The organism is Mycobacterium kyorinense (assembly GCF_002101735.1).
GTDB lineage: Bacteria > Actinomycetota > Actinomycetes > Mycobacteriales > Mycobacteriaceae > Mycobacterium > Mycobacterium kyorinense.
On the sequence record NZ_LQPE01000154.1, the window covers coordinates 1 to 21,467 of the forward strand.

The window sequence follows — 21,467 nt, forward strand, 5'->3', positions numbered from 1 at the left end:
TGACAACCGCACCTGGCAACCCGAATCACCCCCGATCACCAAGTCGGCGGCTTGACATCTTCATTGAGAGTCCTTTCGGGAGAGCGGGTACTAACGGCGCGCAAAGCTTATTTGACGGCACCGTCATCCTCCGAATGCGGGGCCGTCGATCGAGTCGACGGTGGCGAACGAGGCGACGGGTGCGCGCCGCAGGCGCCGGGCCGCCCGGACCGGATGGCCCAAGGCGATCACCGCGGCCAAAGCGAAGTGGTCGGGTGCACCGAGCAGCGACTTCACCTGCGGCTCTTCGCGAATCGCGATCGTGGTGATGACGCCGCCGAGACCCTCCTCGCGGGCGGCCAGCACGATGCTCCATGCGAACGGGTAGACCGATGCGCCGCCGGCAAACGTGTACCGGTCGGCGTCGCGGTCCACCGCGGCCAGCATCGACAGGTCGGCGAACAGCGCCAGCAGCACCGGGGCCTCGTCGAAGCGTTCGGCGAATCCGCCAGGCGCGGCGGGGTTTTCGGCCGCCAGGGCGCGGGCCTCGGCGTCGCGGTCGTTGGTCGGCGCCCACGGCCGCAGGCCGGCGGCGCTCAGCGCCATGTAGTCGCGCGAGCCCTGCAGGTACAGGTCGCGCAGCCGTCGTCGCCGCTCGGGATCCTTGAGCACCACGACCCGCCACGCCTGCGCGTTGGCGCCGCTGGGCGCGAACCGGGCGGTGTCGAGGATGCGGGCCACGGTGGCGTCGTCGACCGGCTGATCGGTGAAGTCGCGGACCGCGCCGGTGGTGCGCAGCGCCTCGGTGAGTTCCATGCCTACCGTCCCAGCAGCGCGTCGATGTTGCCGTGGAACAGGCCGGGCATCTGGTGCTCGTGGCAGCCCATCCGGTGATAGTCGTCGAGCGGGGTCGCGGTGCCCTCCGAATGCGGGTAGTCGCTGCAGAACATGAACACGTCGCCGCTGTTCTTGGTCAGCGCCTTGGGGTCCTCGTAGGAGAACGACGACACCCGCACCTGGTCGAGGAAGTACTCGCTGGGCCGGCGCGACAGCGGCGCCACCGGCTTGCCGTTGAGCCGAGCGGTGAAGTCCGACGCGCCGTCGAGCATCAGCAGGAACTGCGGCACCCACGCCGAGCTGAGCTCGACGACGCCGAAGCGCAGGCCGGGGTGACGGTCGAGCACCCCGTGCAGGATCAGGTCGGTCAGCGCCAGCGCCGGCGGCACCCACAAGAACACCGCCTCGGTGGCCGGCACCAGGTCCTCGGAGTCGTCGGGATACCAGCAGTCGTCGAAGACCCGCACCTGATCGGCGACGTGGAACACCGGGGTGACGGCGTGCTCGACGAACGCAGACCAGATCCGGTCGTGGTCGGGGTGGGACAGCGCGCGGCCGTCGACCGGTCCGGCGCCGATCATGGCCAGCCGGATGCCCGCTGCGGCAATGCTTTTCAGCTCTGTCTCCAGCCACTGCGGGTCGCGCAGCGTGAGATGAGCGACGGGGTGCAGCCGCCCGCGGCCCTCGGCCTGCACTGCCGCGCACCACCGGTTCCAGGCCGTCATGTTCGCGGTCAGCGCGGGCAGCGACGATGAGAGCCTTCGCTCCCACAGCAGACCGTAATTGGGAAACAGCACCGCCTGACTCAGGCCGGCCCCGTCGAGCCAGTCGAGGCGGGCCGCCGGCTGCCAGTACGGGTCCGGCAGCGCTTCGTCGTAGCGGTAGGAGGGCGGCCGGCCGGCGCGCTGCCGGTTGCGGTGCTCGCCGCACGACGCGGTGTCGCCCGGGAGGTGGACGTCGGCCAGCGCAAGGCGAGCGCCGCGCCAGCTCAGCCACGTGTAGCCGAGCTCGTCGTCGACCAGGCTCAGCGCGTCGTCGCGGGCGGCCGGGTCGATGTGGTCGGCCCACATGGACCGGCTCTCGTAGAGGTGTTGGTCGGAGTCGACGATGCCAGTCGCAGAGCCGGTCACAAGCCCGTTGTCTCACTCTCGCTTTGCCACGTCAAGGGCTCGATGTTTGAGAGGATGCCGTCATGCCCTCACCGCGGCAGGGTTCACGCGTCGGCAGCATGTTCGGGCCGTACGAGTTGCAGGCGCTGCTCGGCGCCGGCGGCATGGGCGAGGTGTACCGGGCGTACGACACGGTCAAGGGACGCACGGTCGCGGTGAAGTTGCTGCTCGACGACCTGGCCGCTGACGAGGACTACCGGCGGCGATTCCAGCGCGAGTCCCGGGTGGCGGCGCGGCTGGCCGAACCACACGTCATTCCGGTGCACGACTGGGGCGAAATCGACGGCGTGCTCTACATCGACATGCGGTTGGTCGAGGGCCGCAACCTGAAAGCCGTGCTGACCGAGGACGGCCCGCTGAGCCCCGAGGCGGCCGGCTCGGTGATCAGCCAGCTGGCCAGTGCGCTGGACGCCGCCCACCGCGACGGGCTGGTCCACCGCGACGTCAAGCCGGAGAACGTGCTGATCACACCGGACGGCTTCGTCTACCTGGTGGGCTTCGGGATCGCGTATTCCGGCGTCGACCCGGGCCTGACCACCACCGGCCACCTGGTCGGCTCCAAGTCGTATATGGCGCCGGAGCGGTTCACCAGCGAGCCGTTCGGGCCGGCCTCCGACATCTATTCGCTGGCCTGCCTGCTCTATCAATGCCTGACCGGGACCGCGCCGTTTCACGGCGCCGACGTCAGCCAGTTGATCGCTGCTCACCTGTTCTCGGCGCCGCCGCGACCGTCCCAGGTCCGCCCGGGCCTCAGCCCGGCGTTCGACGCGGTGGTCGCCAAAGGCATGGCCAAACGCGCCGACGAGCGGTTCGCCTCGGCCGGTGAGCTGGCCCGCGCGGCGCTGGACGCCGCCGCTCCGCAGCTGACGCCGCACCTGCGCTCCCAGCCGGCCGGACGCTCGGGCCGGGTGGTTGCCGGGGCGATCGCAGGGCTGGTCGCCGTCGCCGCTGCTGTCGCGGCCGCCGTCGTCCTCGTCCGGCCCGAGCACCGGTCGTCGCCGGCCGCACCGCCGTCGTCGCGCACCCAGCCGGTCCGGGCCACACCCAAGCCGACGACGACCTCGTTGACGGCGTCGGCGACCTCGGGGATCTCCCTGCCCGACGCCGACGCGCACGGCTTTCTTCGTTACCCCGGGGCGCGGTGCCGGGGGGCCGACGTGGCGGCGCTGGCCGAACGGACCACGAATTCCGCGCTGGTCGTCTGCAAATCGGCGGCCGCCGGCACCTACTACTACCGCGGCGTGCGGCTTTCGGACGGGGCGGCCATCGAGCTGCCCGGGGCGACGCCGGCCGGCGACGGCTTCGACGCGATGAACCCCGACGACGGCACGCGCTACGAAATGCGCCGCGACGGGTTGACGATCGTGGTGAACGGACAGGTCGCCGACACCGAACCGATGGTCGAATACGCCGGCGAGTAGGGCACACTGGCGGGCATGGAACAACTGGTCGTCTTCTTGCCGCTGCTGGTCATCCTGGGGGTGTTCATGTACTTCGCGTCGCGGCGTCAGCGGCGCGCGATGCAGGCCACCATCGACCTGCACGAGTCGCTGCAGGTCGGCGACCGGGTGCACACCACCTCCGGACTGCAGGGAACGGTCACCGACATCACCGACGACACGGTGGATCTCGAGATTGCCCCGGGCGTGGTCACCACCTGGATGAAGCTGGCGATCCGCGACCGCATCGAGCCGGAGGTGCCCGAGGCCGTGGAGGTCGACGAGTCTGACGCGGTCGAGCTCACGGCCGACCCGGAGCGAGCGCCCAAAGACTGAGTTCGGCTGACCGGCACGTAACCTTTGCGGGTGCGGTCGTAAATCAACGAGGAGACTCAACAACGTGGCATCGCCTTCGGCGCCGGTGCACCCTGCCCGCTACCTGACGGTGTTCCTGGCCCTGCTCATCGGCGTGTACCTGCTGGTCTTCCTGACCGGGGACAAGCGCGCCGCGCCGAAGCTGGGCATCGACCTGCAGGGCGGCACCCGGGTCACGTTGACCGCCCGCACCCCCGACGGCTCCAGGCCGACGCGCGACGCGCTGGCTCAGGCGCAGCAAATCATCAGCGCCCGGGTCAACGGGCTGGGTGTGTCGGGTTCCGAAGTGGTGGTCGACGGCGACAACCTGGTCATCACGGTGCCCGGAAACGACGGCAACGAGGCCCGCAACCTGGGCCAGACGGCGCGGCTGTACATCCGGCCCGTGATCAACGCGCTGCCGGTGGAGACCGCTCCGCCGCCCGAACAACCGGCGCCGTCCGGCAAGCCGCAGCCCCCGGCCGGGGAACCTGCTCCGGCGCCGGGGGAAGCGCCGGCCCCGCCGGCCGGCGAACCCGCCCCGGGCCAGGCCCCGCCGGCGCAGCCGCGGCCCTACCCGCAAGAGCCGCCGCCGACGCCCCCGCCGTCTCCGGCCCCGGCGCCGGGACAGGCGCCCCCGCCGCCGGCGCCGCCCGTGCAGCCCGGGCCGCCGGACCCGCGCAAGGATCTCGCCGAGCGCATCGCCAAAGAGAAGAAGTGGCGCCAAAGCGACAACAAGGCCATCCAGTTCTACGGCCTGCAGTTCGAGGCCACCCAGTGCGGCAAAGACGACATCCTGGCCGGCAACGACGACCCCAAGCTGCCGTTGATTACCTGCGACAAGGACCACAAGATGGCCTATCTGCTGGGGCCGTCGATCATCAGCGGCGACCAGATCCAAAATGCCAGCTCCGGCCTGGACCAGCGCAGCGGCGGCTACGTCGTCGACCTGCAGTTCAAGACCGCCGCGGCCAACACCTGGGCCGACTTCACCGCCGCGCACGTCGGTACCCAGACCGCGTTCACGCTGGACTCGCAAGTGGTGAGCGCCCCGCAGATCCGCGAAGCGATCCCCGGCGGCCGGACCCAGATCACCGGTGGTGATCCGCCGTTCACCGCCAACACCGCACGCCAGCTGGCCAACGTCCTCAAATACGGCTCGCTGCCGTTGTCGTTCGAGTCGTCGGAGGCCGAAACCGTTTCGGCCACACTGGGTTTGACGTCGCTGCGAGCGGGCCTGATCGCCGGCGCGATCGGCCTGGCGCTGGTGCTGGTGTACTCGTTGCTCTATTACCGGGTGCTGGGGTTGCTCACCGCGCTGTCGCTAGTGGCTTCCGGCGCAATGGTTTTCGCGATCCTGGTGCTGCTGGGCCGCTATATCAACTACACGCTGGACCTGGCCGGCATCGCCGGTCTGATCATCGGTATCGGCACCACCGCCGACTCGTTCGTGGTGTTCTTCGAACGCATCAAAGACGAGATCCGCGAGGGCCGTTCGTTCCGCTCGGCGGTGCCTCGCGGTTGGGCGCGGGCCCGCAAGACCATCGTGTCGGGTAACGCGGTGACGTTCCTGGCCGCCGCGGTGCTGTACTTCCTGGCCATCGGACAGGTGAAGGGCTTCGCATTCACCCTGGGCCTCACCACGATCCTCGACCTCGTCGTGGTGTTCCTGGTGACCTGGCCGCTGGTGTACCTCGCGTCCAAGTCGCCGACACTGGGCAAACCGGCCTACAACGGCCTGGGTGCGGTACAGCAGGTTGCACGCGAACGCCGGGCTGCAGCGCATACGGGACGGGGATAGCGAAATGGCCTCGAAAGCTGGCGAAGCAGTGGAACTCACCGAGTCCGACGCCACCATCGTCGACGACGTCAACGGCGCACAGCTGCCGCATCACAGTTTCCTGTCGCGGCTCTACACCGGTACCGGTGCGTTCGAGGTGGTCGGGCGCCGCCGCATGTGGTACGTGGTCAGCGGCACGATCGTCGCGATCGCGATCGCCAGTATTGTGTTGCGCGGCTTCACCTTCGGCATCGATTTCCAGGGTGGCACCAAGGTGTCGTTTCCGCGCGGGGACACCCAGGTCAGCCAGGTGGAAGACGTGTTCCGGCAGACGATCGGCAAGGACGCCGAGTCGGTGGTGATCGTCGGCAACGGCGCGTCGGCGACCGTGCAGATCCGCTCGGAGACGCTGTCCAACGACCAGACCAACAAGCTGAAAAACGCGCTGTTCGACCATTTCAAGCCGAAAGGCGCCGACGGCAAACCCAGCAAGCAGGCCATCAGCGACTCGGCGGTGTCGTCGACCTGGGGCGGTCAGATCACCAAGAAGGCGGTGATCGCGCTGGTGGTGTTCCTGGTGCTGGTCGCTCTGTACATCACCGTGCGCTACGAGCGCTACATGGCGGTCTCCGCGCTGGCCGCGATGTTCTTCGACGTGACCGTCACCGCGGGGGTCTACTCGCTGGTGGGCTTCGAGGTCACCCCGGCCACTGTCATCGGCCTGCTGACCATCCTCGGGTTCTCCATCTACGACACCGTGATCGTGTTCGACAAGGTCGAGGAGAACACGCACGGCTTCCAGCACACGACGCGGCGCACCTTCGCCGAGCAGGCGAACCTGGCGGTCAACCAGACGTTCATGCGCTCGATCAACACCAGCCTGATCTCGGTGCTGCCGGTGATCGCGCTGCTGGTGGTGGCCGTGTGGCTGCTGGGCGTCGGCACGCTCAAGGACTTGGCGCTGGTGCAGCTGGTCGGCATCATCGTGGGCACGTACTCGTCGATCTTCTTCGCCACTCCGCTGCTGGTCACGCTGCGCGAGCGCACCGAGCTGGTGCGTGGCCACACCCGCCGGGTGCTGCGGCGCCGCGACGGCGCTTCCGAAAAGGCTTCGGAGCCTGTGGAATCGGCCGAGGAGGAACCGAAGCCGCAGACCACCACCGCGGCCGCGCCGAAGAAGCCGGCGCCGAGCAAGCCGGCGCCGGGCGCGCGACCGGTACGGCCGACCGGCAAGCGAAACAAGCGGTAACCCGATGGCTGTCTGGCGTCGGCGCGCTGCGGCCGTCTCGACGGCGACGCTGGTGGCCTTGTCGCCGCTGACCGCGTGTTCGGGCAGCGCCGCCGGTCAGATCGACTACGCCGTCGACGGCGCGCTGGTCACCTACAACACGAACACGGTCACCGGTGCGGCCTCGGCGGGCGCGCAGGCCTTCGCTCGCACCCTGACCGGCTTCGGCTACCACGGACCCGACGGCCAAGTGGTGGCCGACCATGACTTCGGCACGGTCTCGGTGGTCGGCGGCGCGCCGCTGGTGCTCGACTACCAGATCGCCGACAACGCCGTCTATTCCGACGGCAAGCCGGTGACCTGCGACGACCTGGTGCTGACCTGGGCCGCCCACTCGGGCAAGTTCCCGGGGTTCGACGCCGCCACCCAGGCCGGCTACATCGACATCGCGGGCATCGACTGCCAGCCCGGGCAGAAGAAGGCGCGGGTGTCGTTCGCGCCGGACCGCAGCGTCGTCGACTACGACGAGCTGTTCACCGCGACGTCGCTGATGCCGTCGCACGTGATCGCCGACGACCTGGGTGTCAACGTCACCGCGTCGGTGCTGGGCAAGGACATGCCGGCCGTCGAGCGCATCGCGCGGCTGTGGAACACGATCTGGGACCTCAAGCCCGGCCTGGACACCAAGCGGTTCCCGTCGTCGGGGCCGTACAAGATCGAATCGGTGCTGAGCGACGGCGGGGTGGTGCTGGTCGCCAACGACCGCTGGTGGGGCCCCAAGCCGATGACCAAGCGGATCACGGTGTGGCCGCAGAAGGCCGACATCCAGGACCGGCTCAACAACGGCAGCATCGACGTCGCCGACGTCGCGGCCGGTTCGTCGGGGTCGGTGATCACCCCGGACAACTACCGGCGCACCGATGGGCCGTCGGACGGGATACAGCAGCTGATCTTCGCGCCGAATGGCCGGTTCGCCGACACGGTCGTGCGTCGCGCCGTCGCGTCGTGCACACCGCGGGATGTGATCGCGCGCGACGCCGGGGTTCCGATCGCCAACTCGCGGCTGCACACCGCCGCCGAGGACGCCATCGCCCAAGCCGAAAACGTCCCCGAGGCAGGCAAATTCGTCAAGGCCAACCCCGACGCGGCCCGCAGCACGCTGGGCGGGGCGCCGCTGAGCGTGCGCATCGGCTACCGGGCGCCCAACGCCCGGCTTGCCGCCACCGTCGGCGCGATCGCCAAGGCCTGCGCACCGGCCGGTATCACGGTCACCGACGTCACCTCCGACACCACCGGCCCGCAGACCCTGCGGGACGGCAAGATCGACGTCCTGCTGGCCACCACCGGCGGCGCCAGCGGCAGCGGATCGACCGGGTCGCCGGCGATGGACGCCTACACGCTGCACACCGGCAACGGCAACAATCTGTCCGGCTACAGCAACGGCCAGATCGACGGGATCATCAGCGCGCTGGCGGTGTCGGCTGACCCGGCCGAGCTGGTGCGGCTGCTGGCCGAGAGCGCGCCGGTGCTGTGGGCCGACATGCCGACGCTGCCGCTGTATCGCCAGCAGCGCACCCTGATGGCGTCGAAGAAGATGTACGCCGTCACGGCCAACCCGACTCGCTGGGGCGCCGGCTGGAACATGGACCGCTGGGTGCTGGTGCGGTGATTGCTGAGCTCATCGCATCGTTGACCCGCGAGATCGCCGACTTCCCCACGGCGGGAATCCAATTCAAAGACCTCACCCCGCTGTTCGCCGACCGTCGCGGCTTTACCGCCGTGACCGGGGCGCTGGCCGGCGTGGCGGCCGGCGCCGACCTGATCGCCGGTGTCGACGCCCGCGGTTTCGTGGTGGGCGGCGCCGTCGCGGCCCGGCTGGGCACCGGCATGCTGGCCATCCGCAAGGGCGGAAAGCTGCCGCCGCCGGTGCGCGCCGAGCATTACGACCTGGAATACGGTACCGCCACCCTGGAAATCCCGGCCGACGGCATCGAGTTGGCCGGACGCAGCGTGGTCATCGTCGACGACGTGCTGGCCACCGGCGGGACCCTGGCCGCGGCGCGCCGGCTGCTCGAGTACAGCGGAGCGCACGTGACGCTGGCCGCCGTCGTGCTGGAGCTGGCCGGACTGGGCGGTCGCGACGCGGTTGCGCCGCTGCCGGTCCACAGCTTGCGCTGCGTTTGAGCGATATCCTGGGAGGCCGGAGGTGACGAACGTGGCGGATGACCAGCGCACGGCTCTGCAGCCGCCCACCGAGCCGCTGCAGGTCCCCGATGCCCTGCCGGCCGAGCCCCGGATCGGGCTGAAGACCTCCACCAGCGCGTCGCGACGGGTGCGGGCCCGGTTGGCGCGGCGCATGACCGCGCAGCGCAGCACCGTCAGTCCGGTGCTCGAGCCGCTGGTGGCGGTGCACCGCGAGATCCACCCCAAGGCCGACCTGTCGATCCTGCAGCGCGCCTACGAGGTCGCCGAGCAGCGGCACGCCGACCAGATGCGTCATTCCGGCGACCCGTACATCACCCATCCGCTGGCCGTCGCCAACATCCTGGCCGAGCTGGGGATGGACACCACCACGCTGGTGGCTGCCCTGCTGCACGACACCGTCGAGGACACCGGCTATACCTTGGCGCAGCTGTCCGAGGAATTCGGCGAAGAGGTCGGCCATCTGGTCGACGGGGTGACCAAGCTGGACCGGGTGGTGCTGGGCAGCGCCGCCGAGGGCGAGACCATCCGCAAGATGATCACCGCGATGGCCCGCGACCCGCGGGTGCTGGTGATCAAGGTGGCCGACCGGCTGCACAACATGCGGACCATGCGTTTCCTGCCGCCGGAGAAGCAGGCCCGCAAGGCCCGTGAAACGCTGGAAGTCATTGCGCCGCTGGCACATCGGCTGGGGATGGCCACCGTCAAGTGGGAGCTGGAGGATCTGGCGTTCGCGATCCTGCACCCTAAGAAGTACGAAGAGATCGTGCGGCTGGTGGCCGACCGGGCCCCGTCCCGCGACACCTACCTGGCCAAGGTGCGTGACGAGATCGTCGCCACGCTGGGCGCATCGAAAATCAACGCGACGGTCGAGGGCCGGCCCAAGCACTACTGGTCGATCTACCAGAAGATGATCGTCAAGGGCCGCGACTTCGACGACATCCACGACCTGGTCGGCATCCGCATCCTGTGCGACGAGATCCGCGACTGTTACGCCGCTGTGGGCGTGGTGCATTCGCTGTGGCAGCCGATGGCGGGCCGGTTCAAGGACTACATCGCCCAGCCCCGCTACGGGGTGTACCAGTCGCTGCACACCACGGTCGTCGGCCCGGAGGGCAAGCCGCTGGAAGTGCAGATCCGCACCCGCGACATGCACCGCACCGCCGAGTACGGAATTGCCGCGCACTGGCGCTACAAGGAAGCCAAGGGCCGCAACGGTGTTCCGCATCCGCACGCCGCCGCCGAGATCGACGACATGGCCTGGATGCGCCAGCTGCTCGACTGGCAACGTGAGGCCGCGGACCCCGGCGAGTTCCTGGAGTCGCTGCGTTACGACCTTGCGGTGCAAGAGATTTTCGTGTTCACCCCGAAGGGCGACGTGATCACGCTGCCCACCGGGTCGACGCCGGTGGACTTCGCCTATGCCGTGCACACCGAGGTCGGCCACCGTTGTATCGGCGCCCGGGTGAACGGGCGGCTGGTGGCGCTGGAGCGCAAGCTCGAAAACGGCGAAGTGGTCGAGGTTTTCACGTCCAAGGCGCCCAACGCCGGGCCGTCGCGGGACTGGCAGCAGTTCGTGGTGTCGCCGCGCGCCAAGACCAAGATTCGTCAATGGTTCGCCAAAGAACGCCGCGAGGAGGCGCTGGAGGCCGGCAAGGAGGCGATGGCCCGCGAGGTCCGCCGCGGCGGACTTCCGTTGCAGCGCTTGGTCAATGGCGGGTCGATGGCCGCGGTCGCCAACGAGCTGCACTACGCCGACGTGTCGGCTCTCTACACCGCGATCGGTGAAGGGCATGTGTCCGCCAAGCACGTGGTGCAGCGGCTGGTGGCCGAACTGGGCGGCATCGACCAGGCCGAGGAGGACCTCGCCGAGCGGTCCACCCCGGCGACGATGCTGCGACGCACGCGCAGCACCGACGACACCGGGGTCGCGGTACCGGGCGCGCCCGGCGTGCTGACCAAGCTGGCCAAATGCTGCACGCCGGTGCCGGGCGATGCGATCATGGGGTTCGTCACCCGCGGCGGCGGGGTCAGCGTGCACCGCACCGACTGCACCAATGCCGCGTCGCTGCAACAGCAATCGGAGCGCATCATCGAGGTGCACTGGGCGCCGTCGCCGTCGTCGGTGTTCCTGGTGGCGATCCAGGTCGAGGCGCTCGACCGGCACCGGCTGCTCTCAGACGTGACCCGGGTGCTGGCCGACGAGAAGGTGAACATCCTGTCGGCGTCGGTGACGACGTCGAACGACCGGGTGGCGGTCAGCAGGTTCACCTTCGAAATGGGTGACCCCAAGCACCTTGGCCACCTGCTCGACGTCGTGCGCAACGTCGAAGGCGTCTACGACGTCTACCGGGTGACGTCGGCGGCGTGACGCTCAGCGCACGATCCGTCGGTAGCAGAATGCTCCGACCTTCGCCGCCGGCTGGCAGATAATCCGCACGCGAGGTCGATTCGCGGACTGCTGCTGCAGGCGGGGCGCAGTCGCCGGATCGGCCGACACGTCCGGTGGCGCCGGACATTGATCCGTCTGATCCGCGGCGCACTGCGGATTATCCGCGTGGGCCTGTCCGGGCAAGCCCGTGATACCGGCGCCGCTCAGCATCACCAGCACAGCGGCGGCGGCGACCACTGCCCGTCGCGCGAGTCGTAGGGTGCTGCGCTGGCATGCAGACATGGTGTTCTTCCGCCGTGGGCTATATAAGAGAACACTAGTCTGTAAAAGTAGACTTTGGTAGTTAATAAGGTTTTTACGTTCATGTAATCGGCCCCTTGTCCATCGAGAGCACTGTTGGTGGTCATGGACGACCGCGATAAAGACCCGGCGGTGGTGCTGCCCTACCTTGTGGGCAGACCTCTGTCCGCCACGGAGGTGTACGAGGCGTTCGGCTACCGAAAATCGGCCTACTACAAGGCGGCTCGGGAAGGCAGGCTCGTCACGGCCGACAACCTGATCCGAGCCGCCAAATACTTCGGGCTGAATCCGGTCGACCTGCAGGTGCGTTACGGGCTGATCCCGCCGGAGGCAGTCATCGAATACGTCGAATCAGCGCCCCACCGCACAAGATTGCGCGATCTTCAACCCGACTCCAGCACGCCGCCGGTCTGACCGAATTGCGGGTAAGTTGGGTGATGACAATGATGTCCGCACTCATCCTCGCCACGCTGGCCGCCATCTTCTACAGTCTGTGGATCCGCCGCCACACCTGGCGGTCCCGCTGGGAAGCCGGCGCGAGCCTGAACATCGCCCTGCAGGGCTGTGCGGTGCTGCTGATGTCGCCGTGGGCGTCGGCGACGCTGGGTCCGGCGCTGCACCGCATCACCGGCCGGTGGAATGTGGAAGACCTGCTCGGCCACATCTGCCTGGTGGCCGCGGCGACGGCCATCATCCTGCACGGGCTGGCCCGCCTGGGTGACACGCGAGCGCTGCGCATCCTGTTTCGCCGGCACATCGAAACCCCGCTGCGGCTTGGTATTCCGCTGCTCGTGGCGGTGTTCGTCGTCGCCGATGAGGGCTATCACCCGGACCTGTTCCCGGCGCACGTCAGTACGGTGTGGTTCGGCGCCTATTGGCTGGTGTTGGGCGCCCTGCTGATCTATTTGTTGGGCTACGCGGGCAGGGTCTTGCTCATCCTGCGGAAGGATCCCCGCTCGACGGCGACGGTCAACCTCTACCTGATCTCGGCCGGCTTCGGTGTGGCAGCGACCGCCATACAAGTGGTCACGGCGGAGCTCGGCGTGGATATCACGCTGCCCGTCTGGTTGTGCGCATGCCTGGGCGCGATCGGTTTTGCGTACGGATCGGCGCGATCCTGGAATGCCAAAGTCGCCTGGTTCACCCCGGGCAACAACCTGCCGTCGTAGCGGGCCGGCGCCTCAGTCCAGCATCAGCGACTTGATCGTCACCGGGGTGGCGGGCGCGCCGTCCTCGCCGCCGCCCGCAACGCCGGCTTTGGCGATCTTGTCCAGGGTGGCCAGCCCGTCGTCTTGGATCTTGCCGAACACCGTGTACTCGGGCGGCAATTGCGAGTCCTTGTAGACCATGAAGAACTGGCTGCCGTTGGTGCCCGGTCCGGCGTTGGCCATCGCCAGCGTGCCGCGTGGGTAGACGACGGGCTGGTGCAGGGCGGGGTCGTTCGGCGGGTATTGGTCGGTCGGATATTCGTTGCCGAACTGGTAACCCGGGCCGCCGGTGCCGTCGCCCTTCGGGTCGCCGCACTGCAGGACGGACAGCGTCGGCGACGTTGTCAACCGGTGGCATTGGGTGTCGTTGAAGAAGCCCTGCTGCGCCAGGCTGGCGAAACTGTTGACCGTGCACGGCGATTTCCCGTTGTCCAACATCAGCCCGACCTTGCCCTGGTCGGTGACCATGCTGGCGCTGACGGTGGCCGGATCGGTGGGCACCTTGCCGGTGCGCGGCGGCTTTACCTCCTTGCTGGCCGGTTCCGGCGACGGCGGGTACTGGCAGTTGGCGCCCAGGTCGGCCGACGGCTTGAAGGACGGCAGCGGCGGCACCGCCGGCGCCGCGCCGGGAGCCGATGTCGTCGCCGACGCGCTGCTGCTGGTCGGCGAGGCGGTGTTGTGTTTGTGCTCGCGGTTGGTGAGCAGCACGGTCGTCGCGACCGCCGCGATCACGACCACCGCCGCGACCGCCGCGCCGATGATCGTCAGAAGCCGGCGCCGACGGGCTTGTTCGGCCCGGCGTTCCAGTTGCCGCTCGAGTTTGCGCTTGGCCGTGGCACGTCGCTGTTCGTTGGTCGGCACCGCCGATATCCCTTCGTGGTCGTTGTGCTCAGTCAGCACGAGTGTGCCAGTTCGTGGCGAATGACCGTGCCGCAGCCTGGCGTGGGAAACTGGGGACCGTGTTGATCTCCGCATTTCCTGCCGGGCTGCTGGCGTGCAACTGCTACGTGCTGGCGCAGCGGCCCGGGTCGGACGCCATCATTGTCGACCCCGGCCAGCGCGCTTTCGGCCCGCTGCGGCGCATTCTCGACGAGAACCGGCTGACCCCCGCGGCGGTCCTGCTCACCCACGGCCACATCGACCACATCTGGTCGGCGCAGAAGGTGTCCGACACCTTCGGCTGCCCGGCCTACATCCATCCCCAGGACCGGTTCATGCTGACCGACCCGATCAAGGGCTTCGGCCCGCGGATCGGGCAGCTGTTCCTGGCGGCGATGTTCCGCGAGCCCAAGCAGGTCGTCGAACTCGACCGCGACGGCGACAAGATCGACCTTGCCGACATCACCGTCACCGTCGACCACACGCCTGGGCACACCCGCGGCTCGGTGGTGTTCCGGGTGGCCGGCGACGCCTCGGAGGTGGTGTTCACCGGTGACACGCTGTTCGAGCGCTCGGTGGGCCGCACCGACCTGTTCGGCGGCAGTGGCCGCGACCTGATCACGTCGATCGTCGACAAGCTGTTGGTGCTCGACGACAACACCGTGGTGCTCCCGGGTCACGGCCCCAGGACCACGATCGGCGCCGAGCGCCGCCACAACCCGTTCCTCGAAGGCCTGAGCGCGTGAGCCAATTCAGCGCGCCCAAGGGCGTACCCGACTACGTGCCGCCGGATTCGGCGGCGTTCGTCGCGGTGCGCGACGGGTTACTCGACGCCACCCGCCGCGCCGGCTACAGCGACATCGAGCTGCCGATCTTCGAGGACACCGCGCTGTTCGCCCGCGGGGTGGGGGAGTCCACCGACGTGGTGTCCAAGGAGATGTACACCTTCGCCGACCGCGGCGACCGCTCGGTGACGCTGCGGCCGGAAGGCACCGCCGGGGTGGTGCGCGCGGTGATCGAGCACGGCCTCGACCGTGGCGTGCTGCCGGTCAAGCTGCGCTACGCGGGCCCGTTCTTCCGCTACGAACGACCGCAGGCCGGCCGGTACCGCCAGCTGCAGCAGGTCGGTGTCGAGGCGATCGGCGTCGACGACCCGGCGCTGGATGCCGAGGTGATCGCGGTGGCCGACGCGGGTTTTCGGTCGCTGGGGCTCGACGGCTTCCGGCTGGAGATCACTTCGCTGGGCGACGACTCCTGCCGGTCGCAATACCGAGAGCTGTTGCAGGACTTCCTCTTTCAGCTCGACCTTGATCCGGAAACCCGCCGGCGCGCCGAGATCAACCCGATGCGGGTGCTCGACGACAAGCGCCCGGACGTCAAAGCTCTGACGGCCGACGCCCCGGTGATGCTCGACCACCTCTCCGACGTGGCCAAGCAGCATTTCGAGACGGTGCTGGCGCACCTCGACGCGCTCGGCGTGCCGTATGTGATCAATCCGCGGATGGTCCGCGGGCTGGACTACTACACCAAGACCACCTTCGAGTTCGTGCACGACGGCCTGGGCGCGCAGTCCGGCATCGGCGGTGGCGGCCGTTACGACGGGCTGATGAAAGAGCTTGGTGGACAAGATCTTTCGGGTATCGGATTTGGGCTCGGCGTGGACCGCACCTTGCTGGCGCTGCAGGCCGAGGGCAAAAGCGTCGGTGTGGCGGCCCGTTGCGACGTGTTCGCGGTGCCGCTGGGGGAGCAGGCCAAGCTGCGGCTCGCGGTGGTGGCCGGGCAGCTGCGGGCCGCCGGTGTGCGGGTGGATCTGGCCTACGGCGACCGCGGCCTCAAGGGCGCGATGCGGGCAGCTGATCGATCGGGCGCGCGGGTCGCGCTGGTCGCGGGTGAGCGCGATATCGAGGCCGGCACCGTCGGCGTCAAGGATCTGTCGAGCGGCGAGCAGGTCGACGTCGCCGCCGACGCCGTTGTCGCCGAAGTCCTTTCGCAGCTGCGTCCTTAACCGCGAGCGTGCGCATTTGTACGCCAAAACCGCTCAAAGTACGTACATTTGTGCACGCTGGCCGCAAAAAGCGGCAAAGAGCTCAGTGCTTGACCTGGTTGAACGGCACCCCGCGATCGGCGGCGTATTCGCGTGGAAAACCCAACACCCGTTCGCCGATCACGTTGCGCGCCATCTCCGTACTGCCGCCGCCGAGCGCCGCGGTCTGCCGGGACAGGTAGCGCTCACCCACACTGAGCAACTCCCCGACGACGCCGGAGGTGCCCGCGATCTCCAGCGCGGTGTCGACCTCGAGTTCGATGGCCTCGGCGTGGAAGAGCCGGATCAGCGAACCCGCCGACGCGGGCAGCGAGCCGTCCAGCACGCCGCGGTAGACGTGGTCGATCAGCTGATCGCGCACCGCGCGGTGCACCAGCGCCCGCCCCGCGGCACCGCGAACACGGTCGGAGTCGCACCCGATCGCCCGCGCCAGCGCGACATAGTCGGGTGGGTGGTCCTGGGCGTTTTCGCTGCCGGTCCCGCTGGCGAACTCCGAGCCCCCGCCGACCGCGCGACGCTCATGGTAGAGCTGGCGTGACGCCACATCCCAGCCCCGGTCGACTTCGCCGACCACGTCGTCGTCGCTGAGCTCGAGGTTGTCGAAGAACTCCTCGCAGAACTCCGTCGACCCGTTCACCTGCGTGATGCGGCGCAACGTGATGCCCGGGCTGTCGATGCGCACCAAGAACATCGTCAGCCCGTCGTGCTTGGGCACGTCCCAATTGGTGCGCGCCAGCAGCAGTCCATAGTCGGCGGCGAACGCGCCGGTACTCCAGGTCTTGGCGCCGTTGACCACCCACTTGCCGTCGCGGCGCTCGGCGCGGGTGATCACCCCGGCCAGATCCGATCCGCCGCTGGGCTCGGAGAGCAGCTGCACGAGCACCTCGTCGCCACGCAGCGCCGCCGAAATGCGTTGGCGCTTTTGCTCTTCGCTGGCCGTGTCGAGAATGGTCGCACAGCAGATCGTGAAGGTCGGCGTGTTGAGGATCAGCGGCATTTCGTAGTCGACGCACTCGGCGTCGAAGGCCTTCTGATACTCGATGTCCAGCCCCAGCCCGCCGTACTCGCGGGGGAAACAGATCCCGGCGAACCCGCCGTCGTAGAGCCGGCGCTGCAATTCGCGGGCCCGCTGCCACGACGCTTCGGCGCCGCGGTCGGCGAACGGCGGGTTGTCCGGGTCGATGCGCGGCATGTTGTCGGCCAGCCAGGCGCGGGCGCGCTCGGCGAACTGCGCCACCGATTCTTCTCGCATGCGACGCCTCTCGAGAGTGTCATTCGTCTAAAACGGAAATGACATTACCATCGCTGGTCAGGACCCGCCGCGGGGCTTGGTCAGGACGAACTTCTCGACGACGGTCATCGCGCCGAACGGCCCGGTTACCGCGTAGTGCGTCGCGGTGATCGAGGTGTTCGCGCCCGGCGACCCGGGGTCGACGTCGAAGGCCACGAAACCGTACGGGTTGTCGCGGTCGCGAAACGCCGACCACGGCGCGTCTTCGGTCACGTAGATCGGCGCCTTGCGCCCGCGCGCCGGATCGAATCCGCCGACGCCGGTCAGCACCCGGCAGCGCGGCTGCGGAAAGAACATCGTGTTCGACGGCGCCGAGGTGCCGCCGCCGCCGATCACCACGTGCACCGTGCCCTGGCTGGTGTCGATGACGTCGCCACGGGTGTCGACGGGAATCGGTGTGCGACTCTCGTTGTCCACCGCGCCGCGCACCGGGTGCGAGCGTTCGTAATGGTGCTCGTGGCCGCACACCACCAAATCGACGCCGAAGCGGTCGAACAGCGGCAGCCACTGCTGGCGGATTCCGAGGTCGGCGCCGTTGGTCCGGTCCGCCGTCGAGATCGCCGTCTGGTGCATGCACACCACCACCCAGTCGACGTCGGGATCGCGCCGCGCCTCGGCCAGTTCGCTTTCCAGCCAACGGCGTTGCGCCCCACCGGAATAGCCGTGCACGTAGAAGTTGCCGCCGTCCTGAAAGCACACGTCGTCGTTGGACAGGCTGATCACCCGCACCGAACCGGCGGTGAACGAATACCACAGGCCGCGCAGCTCGGCGTCCGCCCCGGAATCGGGCAACCCGAAAAAGGCCTGATACGCCGCGAAACCCACCGGCCCGTTGCCCAGCTCGTTTTCGTGATTGCCGACCGCGGGCATCCACGGCCGGTAACGCGCCGAGCGGCTGTTGTTCTCGAACCAGTCCGACCAGGTGCGAACCCTGTCGGTGGCCAGGTTGGCATAACACAGGTCGCCGTTGACCAGGTGGAACAGTGGGCCGATGCGTTCGATCGCGGCGGTGGTGTCGCCGGCGGCCGGCGAGCCGAGGTTGTCGCTGGTATAGCTGTTGCCCATCCGCCTACCAAGCGTCGGGGTGGCCTGGTCGCCGAAGCTGGTGAACGACAACGGTTTCCGGCCCGACGGGGCGGTGCGCACCGTGCCGAGCTCCGGGCTGGTGCCGTCGTGCACCGCCGCATACACGTAGTCGGTGTCGGGCGCCAGGTTGTCCAGCACCGCGTGGTTGACGCGAATCTCGTTGCGCGACTTGGCATCCCGATAGGTGCGGGTCTGGGCCGGCACGGTGCGGCCGAAGCCCGACGCCGGGGTGCCCACCATCACCCGCGGGTTGTGCACCGGGTCGATGGTGTGCCACGACACCACTACCTCGCTGGCGGCATGCTTGCCGAATTGCAGGTGCAGACCGCCGACCGGCGGCGCGCCGCTGCGACCGGGCTGCGTCCACAGCGCGGGACCCCGCGACTGCAGCAGCGTGGCCGCGGCGCCGCCCACTCCTACGCCGAGGATCGCCGCCGTGCCCGTCGTCAGCACCGTTCGCCGGCTGATGCCGCCGGGTTCTTCGCTCACTCCTGCTTCTTACCGGATGTTCGCCGAGCATGGGCCAAACCCGTGTATGGCAGCCAAGTAGCCTGGCAGACATGGCCACCACGTTCACTGATTCCAAGGCCGACTTGATGCAGCGCGCGCAGGACGCTCTGGCCGCCAATGTCGGCGAGTCGGGTTTGACCACCCGCCAGAAGCTGGCGCTGACCTGCCGGGCACTGTTCGACGCTGGACACGATTCGGGTCTGGCCGGCCAGATCACCGCGCGGGCCGAAGAGCCCGGGACGTACTACACCCAGCGGCTGGGCCTGGGGTTCGACGAGATCACCGACGCCAACCTGCTGCTGGTCGACGAGGACCTCAACGTACTCGACGGTGACGGAATAGCCAACCCCGCCAACCGTTTTCACAGCTGGATCTACCGGGCGCGACCTGACGTGACCTGCATCGTGCACACCCACGCCTTCCACTGCGCGGCGTTGGCCATGCTCGAGGTTCCGCTGGTGGTCTCACAGATGGACACCACCCCGCTCTACGATGACTGCGCGTTCCTGGCCGAGTGGCCGGGCGTTCCGGTCGGCAACGAGGAGGGCGAGATCATCAGCGCCGCCCTCGGCGACAAGAAGGCCATCCTGCTCGCACACCACGGGGAGGTGGTGGCCGGAGCCAGCATCGAGGAGGCCTGCTCGCTGGCGGTGCTGATCGAGCGGGCGGCCAAACTGCAACTGGCCGCCATGGCCGCCGGGACCATCAAAGAACTTCCGGAGAAGCTCGCCCGCGAGGCGCACGACTGGACGCTGAGACCCGAACGCAGCAGGGCGAATTTCGCCTACTATGCCCGCCGCGCGCTCGCGCGCCACCCTGACGTTTTCAGCAACTGAGGAGTTCCGCAGTGCCCGACATCCACGGCATCATCGCCTACCCGGTCACCCCGTTCGATGCCAGCGACGCCATCGACACCGGTGCGCTGGCCACGCTGGTGGATCGATTGGTGAGTTCCGGAGTCCACGCGATCGCCCCGCTCGGCAGCACCGGCGAACTGGCGTACCTCGACGAGAACGAGTTCGACACCGTCGTCGACGCCACGATCGCCGCCGTCGACAGTCGGGTGCCCGTCGTCGTCGGTGTGTCGGATCTGACCACCGTTAACACGATTCGGCGCGCGCAGTACGCCGAGAAGGCCGGCGCCGACGCGGTGATGATCCTGCCGGTGTCCTACTGGAAGCTGACCGAACGCGAGATCGTGGCGCACTACACCGGCATCGGCGAGTCGATCGGGATCCCGATCATGGCGTACAACAACCCGGCCACCAGCGGCATCGACATGAGCCCGGAGCTGCTGGTCCGGATGTTCGAGACGATCGACAACCTGACCATGGTCAAGGAGTCCACCGGCGACCTGTCGCGCATGCACCGCATCGACAAGCTCAGCGGGGGACAGCTGCCCTTTTACAACGGCAGCAACCCCTTGGTGCTCGAGGCACTCAAGGCCGGGGCGGCCGGATGGTGCACGGCCGCACCGTGTTTGCGGCCGCAGCCCTGCATCGACCTGTACGACGCGGTGCACGCGGGCGACCTGGACACAGCGCAGAAGATCTACGACGAGCTCAAGCCGCTGCTGGAGTTCATCGTCGCGGGCGGGCTGGCCACCACCGTCAAGGCGGGCCTGGAACTGCTGGGCGCCGGGGTGGGAGATCCTCGACGGCCCTTGCTGCCGCTCGACGACCAGGGCCGGGCCAGGTTGCGGGAGTTGCTCGCCGACGCTTGACATACGTCCGAACATCAGTTCGAATTGAGGTATGCGGTGGGACCGCCAGGGGGTCGCCGTCGACGACGGGGCGCTGCCCGGCTTGGAGCGCATCGGGTTTGTCCGCAGCGTGCGCACACCGCACTTCGACGGCATCACGTTCCACGAGGTGCTGTGCAAGTCGGCGCTGAACAAGGTCCCGGACGCGTCGGCGTTGCCGTTTCACTACACAGTCAACGCCTACCGGGGTTGTTCGCACGCGTGCCGCTATTGCTTCGCCCGTCCCAGCCACGAGTACCTGGAATTGAACTGCGGCAACGACTTCGACACCCAGATCATCGTCAAGACCAACGTCGTCGACGTGCTGCGCCGTGAGCTGCACCGTAAATCCTGGCGGCGCGACATCGTCGCACTGGGCACCAACACCGACCCCTACCAACGCGCCGAGGGGCGCTACGCGTTGATGCCCGGCATCATCGGCGCGCTCGCCGACTCGGGCACGCCGCTGTCGATCCTGACCAAGGGCACGCTGCTGCGCCGCGACCTGCCGCTGATCGCCGACGCCGCCGCGCGGGTGCCGGTGCGGGTGGCCGTCTCGCTGGCCGTCGGCGACCCCGGGTTGCACCGCGCCGTCGAACCCGGAACGCCCGGCCCGCAGGCCCGGCTTGCACTGATCACCGCGATCCGCGACGCCGGCCTGGATTGTCACGTGATGGTGGCGCCGGTGCTGCCGCACCTGACCGATTCCGTCGAGCAGCTCGACGAGCTGCTGAGTCAGATCGCCGGGGCCGGGGCCACCGGGGCAACAGTGATGGGACTACATCTGCGCGGTTCGACGCGCGGCTGGTTCATGTCGTGGCTCGCGCGAACCCACCCGGATCTGGTCGCCCGGTATCGCGAGCTGTATCGCCGCGGCGCCTATTTGCCGCCGCACTACCGCGACGAGCTAAAGGCCCGCGCGGCACCGCTTCTGGCGAAGTATCGGCTCGGCGGTGACCGGCTGCCGGCCAGCGGGCCGGCTCCGGTGGCAGCAGCCGCCCCGCTGCAGCCGACGCTGTTCTAGCCGG

The 21,467-nt window shown here is 68.6% G+C and carries 19 protein-coding genes; 14 read left to right on the forward strand and 5 right to left on the reverse strand.

The window, feature by feature from the left end; genetic code table 11:
• Positions 1–123: 123 nt before the first annotated feature.
• The gene (locus AWC14_RS21610) at positions 124–795 is read right to left on the reverse strand and encodes a nitroreductase family protein (RefSeq protein WP_045381782.1); all 672 of its coding nucleotides are present in this window, start codon (positions 793–795) and stop codon (positions 124–126) included.
• A 2-nt stretch (positions 796–797) separates the two neighbouring features.
• Positions 798–1,946, reverse strand: coding sequence for an amidohydrolase family protein (locus AWC14_RS21615; RefSeq protein ID WP_045381779.1), 1,149 nt, complete (start codon positions 1,944–1,946; stop codon positions 798–800).
• 62 nt (positions 1,947–2,008) lie between these two features.
• Between AWC14_RS21615 and AWC14_RS21620 the strand changes: the two genes are divergently transcribed.
• From AWC14_RS21620 to AWC14_RS21665, 9 genes are all read left to right on the forward strand, one after another.
• Positions 2,009–3,406, forward strand: coding sequence for a serine/threonine-protein kinase (locus AWC14_RS21620; RefSeq protein WP_085241453.1), 1,398 nt, complete (start codon positions 2,009–2,011; stop codon positions 3,404–3,406).
• Positions 3,407–3,421: 15 nt separating this feature from the next.
• A complete protein-coding gene (gene yajC, locus AWC14_RS21625) occupies positions 3,422–3,760 on the forward strand; it encodes a preprotein translocase subunit YajC (protein ID WP_045381776.1) in 339 nt (112 codons plus the stop codon).
• Between the two features lie 64 nt (positions 3,761–3,824).
• A complete protein-coding gene (gene secD, locus AWC14_RS21630) occupies positions 3,825–5,579 on the forward strand; it encodes a protein translocase subunit SecD (protein ID WP_045381774.1) in 1,755 nt (584 codons plus the stop codon).
• 4 nt (positions 5,580–5,583) lie between these two features.
• Positions 5,584–6,807, forward strand: a complete 1,224-nt coding sequence (secF, locus tag AWC14_RS21635) for a protein translocase subunit SecF (RefSeq protein ID WP_045382022.1) — start codon at positions 5,584–5,586, stop codon at positions 6,805–6,807.
• 4 nt (positions 6,808–6,811) lie between these two features.
• The gene (locus AWC14_RS21640; protein WP_057003202.1) at positions 6,812–8,455 is read left to right on the forward strand and encodes an ABC transporter substrate-binding protein; all 1,644 of its coding nucleotides are present in this window, start codon (positions 6,812–6,814) and stop codon (positions 8,453–8,455) included.
• Entirely contained in the window at positions 8,455–8,970 is a 516-nt protein-coding gene (locus AWC14_RS21645) for an adenine phosphoribosyltransferase (protein ID WP_045382019.1), read from the forward strand. The genes AWC14_RS21640 and AWC14_RS21645 overlap by 1 nt, the downstream gene beginning before the upstream one ends.
• Before the next feature lie 31 nt (positions 8,971–9,001).
• A complete protein-coding gene (locus tag AWC14_RS21650; RefSeq protein WP_045382016.1) occupies positions 9,002–11,359 on the forward strand; it encodes a RelA/SpoT family protein in 2,358 nt (785 codons plus the stop codon).
• A 426-nt stretch (positions 11,360–11,785) separates the two neighbouring features.
• A complete protein-coding gene (locus AWC14_RS21660) occupies positions 11,786–12,094 on the forward strand; it encodes a helix-turn-helix transcriptional regulator (RefSeq protein WP_045381770.1) in 309 nt (102 codons plus the stop codon).
• 29 nt (positions 12,095–12,123) lie between these two features.
• Positions 12,124–12,849: a hypothetical protein gene (locus AWC14_RS21665; RefSeq protein WP_045382013.1), complete on the forward strand. Its 726-nt coding sequence runs from the start codon at positions 12,124–12,126 to the stop codon at positions 12,847–12,849.
• Between the two features lie 12 nt (positions 12,850–12,861).
• On the opposite strand, the gene AWC14_RS21670 is transcribed toward AWC14_RS21665, so the two are convergent.
• Positions 12,862–13,749, reverse strand: a complete 888-nt coding sequence (locus AWC14_RS21670) for a peptidylprolyl isomerase (protein WP_045382010.1) — start codon at positions 13,747–13,749, stop codon at positions 12,862–12,864.
• A 98-nt stretch (positions 13,750–13,847) separates the two neighbouring features.
• Between AWC14_RS21670 and AWC14_RS21675 the strand changes: the two genes are divergently transcribed.
• The gene (locus tag AWC14_RS21675; protein WP_045382008.1) at positions 13,848–14,513 is read left to right on the forward strand and encodes an MBL fold metallo-hydrolase; all 666 of its coding nucleotides are present in this window, start codon (positions 13,848–13,850) and stop codon (positions 14,511–14,513) included.
• Positions 14,510–15,772 (forward strand): histidine--tRNA ligase, encoded by a 1,263-nt coding sequence (gene hisS, locus AWC14_RS21680; protein WP_045381768.1) that lies wholly within the window; start codon positions 14,510–14,512, stop codon positions 15,770–15,772. The genes AWC14_RS21675 and hisS overlap by 4 nt, the downstream gene beginning before the upstream one ends.
• Before the next feature lie 82 nt (positions 15,773–15,854).
• Here hisS and AWC14_RS21685 read toward each other — a convergent pair whose 3' ends face one another.
• Together AWC14_RS21685 and AWC14_RS21690 are read right to left on the reverse strand one after the other, a co-directional pair.
• Complete coding sequence (locus AWC14_RS21685; RefSeq protein WP_045381766.1) at positions 15,855–17,063, reverse strand: acyl-CoA dehydrogenase family protein; 1,209 nt, start codon at positions 17,061–17,063, stop codon at positions 15,855–15,857.
• 57 nt (positions 17,064–17,120) lie between these two features.
• The gene (locus AWC14_RS21690) at positions 17,121–18,677 is read right to left on the reverse strand and encodes a purple acid phosphatase family protein (RefSeq protein ID WP_045381764.1); all 1,557 of its coding nucleotides are present in this window, start codon (positions 18,675–18,677) and stop codon (positions 17,121–17,123) included.
• A 71-nt stretch (positions 18,678–18,748) separates the two neighbouring features.
• Between AWC14_RS21690 and AWC14_RS21695 the strand changes: the two genes are divergently transcribed.
• Genes AWC14_RS21695 through AWC14_RS21705 form a run of 3 tightly spaced genes read left to right on the forward strand, consistent with a single transcriptional unit; the run spans position 18,749 to position 21,463 of the window.
• Positions 18,749–19,534, forward strand: coding sequence for an aldolase (locus AWC14_RS21695; RefSeq protein ID WP_045381761.1), 786 nt, complete (start codon positions 18,749–18,751; stop codon positions 19,532–19,534).
• Between the two features lie 11 nt (positions 19,535–19,545).
• Positions 19,546–20,421 carry a dihydrodipicolinate synthase family protein gene (locus AWC14_RS21700; protein WP_428838995.1) on the forward strand — a complete coding sequence of 292 codons (876 nt, stop codon included), beginning with the start codon at positions 19,546–19,548 and terminating at the stop codon, positions 20,419–20,421.
• Between the two features lie 31 nt (positions 20,422–20,452).
• Positions 20,453–21,463, forward strand: coding sequence for an Rv2578c family radical SAM protein (locus AWC14_RS21705; protein ID WP_045381757.1), 1,011 nt, complete (start codon positions 20,453–20,455; stop codon positions 21,461–21,463).
• Positions 21,464–21,467 lie beyond the last annotated feature (4 nt).